The 7177-nt window shown below is 62.2% G+C and carries 11 protein-coding genes; 6 read left to right on the top strand and 5 right to left on the bottom strand.

The genetic code is table 11. The features are described from left to right. Nucleotides 1-98: 98 nt before the first annotated feature. A complete protein-coding gene (gene merR, locus V8L70_RS22370; protein ID WP_010981353.1) occupies nt 99-533 on the bottom strand; it encodes a mercury resistance transcriptional regulator MerR in 435 nt (144 codons plus the stop codon). Between merR and V8L70_RS22365 the strand changes: the two genes are divergently transcribed. The 6 genes from V8L70_RS22365 to V8L70_RS22340 all read left to right on the top strand — a co-directional run bounded on the left by V8L70_RS22365 (nt 463) and on the right by V8L70_RS22340 (nt 2515). After that, entirely contained in the window at nt 463-816 is a 354-nt protein-coding gene (locus V8L70_RS22365; protein WP_077269372.1) for a hypothetical protein, read from the top strand. The two genes, merR and V8L70_RS22365, sit on opposite strands and share 71 nt — an antisense overlap. Nucleotides 817-830: 14 nt before the next feature. After that, on the top strand, nt 831-1469 hold the full coding sequence (gene merB, locus V8L70_RS22360; protein WP_000761850.1) for an organomercurial lyase MerB: 639 nt from the start codon (nt 831-833) through the stop codon (nt 1467-1469). A gap of 111 nt (nt 1470-1580) precedes the next feature. Then, the gene (gene merD / locus V8L70_RS22355) at nt 1581-1946 is read left to right on the top strand and encodes a mercury resistance co-regulator MerD (RefSeq protein WP_000995361.1); all 366 of its coding nucleotides are present in this window, start codon (nt 1581-1583) and stop codon (nt 1944-1946) included. Continuing rightward, a complete protein-coding gene (gene merE / locus V8L70_RS22350) occupies nt 1943-2179 on the top strand; it encodes a broad-spectrum mercury transporter MerE (RefSeq protein ID WP_005413392.1) in 237 nt (78 codons plus the stop codon). The genes merD and merE overlap by 4 nt, the downstream gene beginning before the upstream one ends. After that, nucleotides 2176-2325: a hypothetical protein gene (locus V8L70_RS22345; RefSeq protein WP_223828161.1), complete on the top strand. Its 150-nt coding sequence runs from the start codon at nt 2176-2178 to the stop codon at nt 2323-2325. Before merE ends, V8L70_RS22345 begins: the two co-directional genes overlap by 4 nt. Continuing rightward, nucleotides 2312-2515 carry a DUF3330 domain-containing protein gene (locus V8L70_RS22340; RefSeq protein ID WP_005413391.1) on the top strand — a complete coding sequence of 68 codons (204 nt, stop codon included), beginning with the start codon at nt 2312-2314 and terminating at the stop codon, nt 2513-2515. The genes V8L70_RS22345 and V8L70_RS22340 overlap by 14 nt, the downstream gene beginning before the upstream one ends. Nucleotides 2516-2553: 38 nt before the next feature. On the opposite strand, the gene V8L70_RS22335 is transcribed toward V8L70_RS22340, so the two are convergent. Genes V8L70_RS22335 through V8L70_RS22320 form a run of 4 tightly spaced genes read right to left on the bottom strand, consistent with a single transcriptional unit; the run spans nt 2554 to nt 7036 of the window. Continuing rightward, on the bottom strand, nt 2554-3168 hold the full coding sequence (locus V8L70_RS22335; RefSeq protein ID WP_010981357.1) for a recombinase family protein: 615 nt from the start codon (nt 3166-3168) through the stop codon (nt 2554-2556). A 60-nt stretch (nt 3169-3228) separates the two neighbouring features. Then, the gene (locus V8L70_RS22330; protein ID WP_009288528.1) at nt 3229-4446 is read right to left on the bottom strand and encodes a TniQ family protein; all 1218 of its coding nucleotides are present in this window, start codon (nt 4444-4446) and stop codon (nt 3229-3231) included. Next, nucleotides 4443-5351, bottom strand: a complete 909-nt coding sequence (locus V8L70_RS22325) for a TniB family NTP-binding protein (RefSeq protein WP_101146687.1) — start codon at nt 5349-5351, stop codon at nt 4443-4445. Before V8L70_RS22325 ends, V8L70_RS22330 begins: the two co-directional genes overlap by 4 nt. Nucleotides 5352-5353: 2 nt before the next feature. Continuing rightward, entirely contained in the window at nt 5354-7036 is a 1683-nt protein-coding gene (locus V8L70_RS22320) for a Mu transposase C-terminal domain-containing protein (protein ID WP_011494284.1), read from the bottom strand. Between the last annotated feature and the right edge of the window lie 141 nt (nt 7037-7177).

The raw sequence follows: 7177 nt of genomic DNA, 5'->3' as shown, positions 1-7177 counted from the left end.
ACTGTCATTTTCAGAAGGTGACTGCACGGAATATCAAGAGTCGGCTGCACAGTCTTTTCTGATCTGTGGTCGTCTCAGAAAACGGAAAATAAAGCACGCTAAGCTGTGGAAGCCCCTGCCAAGCTCGTTCCACCTTGCAACGACGCAATCAGCGGACACGAAACATTCCCCTGCCGCGAATGGCAGGCGCACACCAGGTCAGACAGCACAGCCTCCATGCGCGCCAAATCGGCCATCTTCTCGCGCACGTCTTGGAGCTTGTGCTCGGCCAGGCTGCTGGCCTCCTCGCAGTGGGTGCCATCGTCGAGCCGCAGCAACTCGGCGATTTCATCCAGGCTGAAGCCCAACCGCTGGGCCGATTTCACGAATCGCACCCGTGTCACGTCCGCCGCGCCATAGCGGCGAATGCTGCCATAGGGCTTGTCCGGCTCGGGCAACAAGCCCTTGCGCTGATAGAACCGGATGGTCTCCACGTTGACGCCGGCTGCCTTGGCAAAAACGCCAATGGTCAGGTTCTCCAAATTATTTTCCATACCGCTTGACTCCGTACATGAGTACGGAAGTAAGGTTACGCTATCCAATTCAAATTCGAAAGGACAAGCCGAGGAAGGTAGCGGACGACTCATTGGGGTACAGGCAGTGGCCCCGGAAGCGGGCGAGCTGATCCAGACGGCGGTGCTCGCGATCCGTAACCGCATGACCGTACAGGAACTGGCTGACCAGTTGTTCCCCTACCTGACGATGGTCGAGGGGCTGAAGCTCGCGGCGCAGACCTTCACCAAGGATGTCAAACAATTGTCCTGCTGCGCAGGATGAAAGGAGATGGAACCATGAAGCTCGCCCCATATATTTTAGAACGTCTCACTTCGGTCAATCGTACCAATGGTACTGCGGATCTCTTGGTCCCGCTACTGCGGGAACTCGCCAAGGGGCGTCCGGTTTCACGAACGACACTTGCCGGGATTCTCGACTGGCCCGCTGAGCGAGTGGCCGCCGTACTCGAACAGGCCACCAGTACCGAATATGACAAAGATGGGAACATCATCGGCTACGGCCTCACCTTGCGCGAGACTTCGTATGTCTTTGAAATTGACGACCGCCGTCTGTATGCCTGGTGCGCGCTGGACACCTTGATATTTCCGGCGCTGATCGGCCGTACAGCTCGCGTCTCATCGCATTGCGCTGCAACCGGAGCACCCGTTTCACTCACGGTTTCACCCAGCGAGATACAGGCTGTCGAACCTGCCGGCATGGCGGTGTCCTTGGTATTGCCGCAGGAAGCAGCCGACGTTCGTCAGTCCTTCTGTTGCCATGTACATTTCTTTGCATCTGTCCCGACGGCGGAAGACTGGGCCTCCAAGCATCAAGGATTGGAAGGATTGGCGATCGTCAGTGTCCACGAGGCTTTCGGCTTGGGCCAGGAGTTTAATCGACATCTGTTGCAGACCATGTCATCTAGGACACCGTGATCGGATATCGACCCAATGTTCTACGGCACCGGCATCGGATTCGCAGCGCGCGGATTGAACTCGGCGAAACGGTATATGCATTGCCGTGAACCGACCAAAAGGAGGTGTTCGATGAACGCCTACACGGTGTCCCGGCTGGCCCTTGATGCCGGGGTGAGCGTGCATATCGTGCGCGACTACCTGCTGCGCGGATTGCTGCGGCCAGTCGCCTGCACCACGGGTGGCTACGGCCTGTTCGATGACGCCGCCTTGCAGCGACTGTGCTTCGTGCGGGCCGCCTTCGAGGCGGGCATCGGCCTCGGCGCATTGGCGCGGCTGTGCCGGGCGCTGGATGCGGCGAACTGCGATGAAACTGCCGCGCAGCTTGCTGTGCTGCGTCAGTTCGTCGAACGCCGGCGCGAAGCGTTGGCCAATCTGGAAGTGCAGTTGGCCGCCATGCCGACCGCGCCGGCACAGCATGCGGAGAGTTTGCCATGAACAGCCCCGAGCGCATGCCGGCCGAGACGCACAAACCGTTCACCGGCTACCTGTGGGGCACGCTGGCCGTGCTGACTTGCCCCTGCCACCTGTCCATCCTCGCTGCCGTGCTGGCCGGCACAACCGCCGGTGCATTCCTTGTCGAGTATTGGGTCATCACGGCGCTCGGTTTGACCGGCCTGTTTCTTCTGTCACTGGCGCGGGCGTTGCGGGCATTCAGGGAAAGATCATGAGCGCTTCCCGGCCGGATGGATGGACTACGGCGGAGGGCCCAAGCGTTCGAGCGCGGGCAAGGCTTTCTGTTCGCAAAGCCGATGCCGGCGGCGGCATTCGCCGTCTTCGTCAGTCAATGGAGGGGTGCCACCATGAATGCAAATGATCCGACCGCCACCAGTTGCTGCGTGTGCTGCAAGGAAATTCCGCTCGATGCCGCCTTCACACCGGAAGGCGCGGAGTACGTCGAGCACTTCTGCGGGCTGGAGTGTTATCAACGTTTCCAGGCGCGGGCCAGCACTGCGACCGAAACGAGCGGCGAACCGAACGCTTGCGGTTCGCCGCCGTCAAATTGAGACAAACCACGCTTTCGCTACGTCGCCTCATGTCGGCATCAAATTCGGCTGAGTAGCTTCTCGCCATCTGGACGTAGCTCGCCCTTGGGTGAAATATGCCGATACAGGGTCTGCCGCGTGATGCCAAGTTCCTGGCACAGGTCGCCGACCTTGGTCTCTGACTGCCCCATTGCCGCCATCGCCAGCCGCAGCTTGGCGGCGGTCATCTTGAACGGCCGGCCGCCTTTCCGGCCGCGTGCCCGTGCTGAGGCCAGGCCCGCCACGGTGCGCTCGGCGATCAACTCGCGCTCGAACTCGGCCAGCGCGGCGAAGATACCGAAGACCAGCTTGCCGGCGGCGGTCGTGGTGTCAATGGCCGCGCCGTGCCCGGTCAGCACCTTGAGGCCGATGCCGCGTCCGGTCAGGTCATGGACGGTATTGATCAGATGGCGCAGGTCGCGCCCGAGCCGATCCAGTTTCCAAACGACCAACGTGTCGCCTGGCCGTAGTGCCTTCAGACAGCTCGCCAGACCGGGACGATCCTCGCGTTTTCCGGACGCTTGGTCTTCATAGAGATGCGCCGGATCAACACCGGCCGCGACCAGCGCATCGCGCTGCAAGTCCGTCGCCTGGGAGCCATCCGCCTTCGATACTCGCATGTAGCCAATCAGCATCTTGTACCTGTCACATATACGTTCGATTATGTGACAGTTTGCATCGGGAAGCTCTGCACGTCAAAATTTGTCACTTAACCCGTCATTCTGTCTAAGGCATGCAAAGGGTAGGCTAGGCTCATAATGTGACAGAAATTCCGGGGGGATGCCTTCCTTCGCGAAGGTGGCGCGCAACTGTTCCAAGGAAGCGGGGTCGCGCCGACCATAGGAAGCCAACGCGAACAGCGAGCGTGCCGTCTCGGGGTTGTGTCGTGCTTCAATGATGGCCTCATCAATGGCCTGGATTGCACGCTGCCAGTGATCGACGGGTTCGGGCTTCGGCGCTTTCGCCGGCAGGCCACTGGTGAACCCGGTTTGGGGCTCGGACCAGAATAGCTTTGCGTGCTCGCCTGGCGGGCTTATATCCCTCACCTCAATCAAGCTGATTGCCGTTGCCGCCGCCTCCAGCATCTGCAACCGTACTGCCGGGTTCAGGGTTTCATACGGTCGCCACAGACTTTGCCCAGCACGCAGCGGATGCCCGCAGCATTCCCAGATTTGGCGGAGATACCCCGCGTAGGTGCCGCACGTCGAAAGCGGGGTGTTCAGCTCATCGAGCAGCGTGCGTAGCAGCCTAAACCACAATCCGGCGTGGATGCGTCGGCGCGGCAACTCCACGTGGCCGGTCGTCAGTGCCTGCCAGGTACGCTGGTCCATCGCCGCAATCGCGTCGCTGGCAGTGCGCGGTTCGGCGTCGGCGTTCTCCCAGCCGAGAAACCGCCCTGGCACGCCCCAATAGGATTCCAGCCAGCAGCCATGCAGTGGGCAGCTCAGCATCAGGGGCAGCTTCCACGCGAGCAGTACGGCTTGGTTCTCCGGATCGTTCAGGCAGAGCGGACAGGCGCGGTGTATCGGTTGGGTGGGCAGCCAGGCACGCCAGCTCGTGATGGATCGCGTCTTACGGCGGAGTCTCGGCAGCAGTACCGAGAGCTGGAACGCATAGGTTTCCAATGCGGCTGGAATCTGATCATCAAGGCTGTCCAGTAGCCAAGGCACCCAGCCGGCGAAACTCATGCAGCGCAGCCGATCCAGCTCGATACCGCTCCGCTGGGAGAGCATCGCCAGCAGCGCCAGTGGTGGCGCGGTGTCCAGGTCATCAACCTGGCCGTGACCAAGATCGTGCTCCAGCAGCTCGGACACTTCCATGTGATAGCAAAGGGCCACGCGGTTGAGCCACGAAGACAGGGCTTCGGCTTCCCTGGGTGCCGGATGCAGTGGCCAGCGTGGCGCTGGCTTCACATCAGTTCCCGCTCGAATTGCCGACGCCGCTCGCTTGGGCCGGTGTAATCGGCCATGCTGAGCGTGCGGTGGTTGATCGCTTCCTCGCCGCTCTCCACGGCGACGAGGGCCGCCGCCATCAGCAAGTGCGCCAGTTCGCCGATGGTGCCCTCGCTGCGTGTGAGCAGGTAGCGGGCCATGTCCAGCGTGGCAATCGACGAGGGTCGCCGCAATGGAAGCGAAGCGGCGAAGCTGGCCAGCAGTGAGCAGCAATCGTCGTTGGCCTCCCACACCGGCAGCATCATGGGCTCGAAGCGGTTTTCCAATTGGTCATCCGAGCGGATGGCCAGGTAGGCGTCGCGCGTGCCGACCCCGACCAATGGGATGCGCAGCTCATTGCCGAGGAAGCGCAGCAGGTTGAGAAATTCCCGCCGGTTGACGCTGTTGCCGGCCAAGACGTTGTGCAGCTCGTCGATCACCAGCATGCGCACGCCGACCTTGCGCAGCAGTGCCAGCGCCAGTTGCTCCATTTCCGGCAGCCGTGGGCGCGGGCGCAATGGTGCTCCCATCGCCGCGAGCAGCGCGACGTAGAAGCGGATCACCGATGGCTCGGACGGCATCTGCACGACCAATACCGGGATGTGCTCCTGGTCGGCGTCGGAGCTGGCCGGGTGGGCGCGGCGGAACTTCTCGACGATCATCGACTTGCCGTTGTTGGTTGGACCGACCAACAGCAGGTTGGGCATGCGTTGTTTGTTTGGCCACGTATACAGGGCTTCCAGCCGGTTCAACGCCTCGACTGCTCGCGGATAGCCGATCCAGCGGTCGGCGCGAAGGCGATGGATGCGCTCGTCCGCCGGGAGACGGGCCAAGCCCTGGGCCGCCGGCAGCAGGTGGGACAGGTCGATGATGGGATATTCGTCCACGGCTACCACTCCTCAATCTGGTCGAACGGTTTGGCAGGTGGCTGGTTGTCCGCCTGCGGGTCTGCCATGTCCGTGTCCGCTGGTGGCGTGGTTTTGACAGGTTGTTCCGTTGACTTGAGATGCTGGCGTCGATCCGCGTCGCGCCGCGCCTTGCGCGTGGCTTTCTGCGCAGTGGTCACGATTTCGCGCATCTGCCCGATCATGCGGAACAGCGCCGACTCATCCACCTGTTCGCGCCCTTGCTGCCGCAATTTCGCCAGCGCCTGCCGTTGTTCCCAGAGGGTGACAGCCGGGTGCGACAAGGTACGGTATGGAATTTCCAGATAGTGCTGCCCCTCCGGCTCCAGCACCCAAATGCGGCTGATGTCGCGTGGGTCGCGCCGGATCAGGAACGCAGGCAGGCGGTCGCGCCGAGCTATCCACGGCTTGAGCGCATCGGCGTAGTAGTGGATGTGGTCGATGACGAAGCCAGTGCGGGTCAGGGTGCGGCGGAGGACGGGCAGGAAATCGACCAGAAAAGCCGTGGTGCGAGTGATGACGGTTGGAACGCCGGTACGCGCGACAGCTTCGGCCCAGCGTGCGGCCGGCGGTTGGAGCAGGCCGTTGTGCACGGAGCCGTGATAGGTGCCAACCGCCAATGCGAGCCAGCGTTCCAGCTCGCGCAGTGTCAGGGCGGCCATCTTCTCGGAGGCGTATTCCCCGCGCTGGTCAGGGTTGGAGAAGGTCGTCCCCGGCAATTCGTCGTGGATCATTTGCATCGCCGTGCCGATGATCCGTTCCACGATGCCGCCATAGTGCGGCTGCCCGAGAGGCCGATAGTCCAACCGGATGCCATGCTGCTCGCAGCCACGGCGTAGCGCCTCGCTCTTGAATTCGGCCGCGTTGTCCAGGTAGAGCAGCGCGGGCTTGCCGCTCATCGGCCAGTCCATTTCCACGTCCAACCTTTCCAACCAAGGGCGCTTGTCGCAACCGGCGTGTGCGAGGCACAGGCCGACCGAGACGGCAGATGGCGCTTCTAACGTGACCACCATGCCAACCACGCAGCGGGTGAACACGTCGATGGCGAGGGTCAGGTACGGACGGCCAATCGGTTGCCGGTCGCGCTCGTCCACCACGATCAGGTCGATGACTGTGTGGTCGATCTGTACCTGCTCCAGCGGTGCGGAGACTGGCGGAGGAACACCGCCAACACCTTGCAGGATGCGGGACGCATCCTGGCCTTCCCGAAGTCGAGTGGTCTTGAGTGGATCAAGGCTGGCGATCCGCAACGCGACCGTGTTGCGCGCCGGCATCCGCAGCTTTTGCAGCTTGCACACCCGCGCAACTTCACGGTGGAACGCCGCCAAGCTGCGCTTCTGCTTGGTCAGGAAGCGCTTTTGCAGTAGCTCGCGGATGATTCGTTCGACCGACTCCGGCAAGCGGCCTTTACCTTTGCCACCGCTCGACTGTCCAAGAGCCAAATCAGTGACCAGCCCCGAACCTTGCCGGGCACGGCGGATCAGGACGTAGACCTGCCGCCGGGACAGACCCAGCGCCTGGGCTGCTGCGTCGGCCGCTTCATGCCCGACCGTCTCCGACTGCGCCAACGGCCCAATGATCTCCGCGCGGCAGCGAGCACGCTCCCATGCCTGTTCTGACAGGGTGGCTACGCCGCGCTCGGCAATCGGTACGGTATCGGTCGCCATGCTCGCCTCGCTTTGGTGCACACGAGTATTGAGCATAGACGAGTTTCGTGCAGAGGAGTCCTGATATCGGGCTGTCAGGAGCCGTATGCACAGCAGGCTTCATGTCTCGTTGATTGGTGCAGTCGTCTTCTGAAAATGACA

The sequence above is a fragment of the Vreelandella arctica genome (genome assembly GCF_037070215.1).
GTDB lineage: Bacteria > Pseudomonadota > Gammaproteobacteria > Pseudomonadales > Halomonadaceae > Vreelandella > Vreelandella arctica.
Note: the sequence above shows the minus strand (reverse complement) of the source record. Positions and strands in the feature narration are given on the sequence as shown.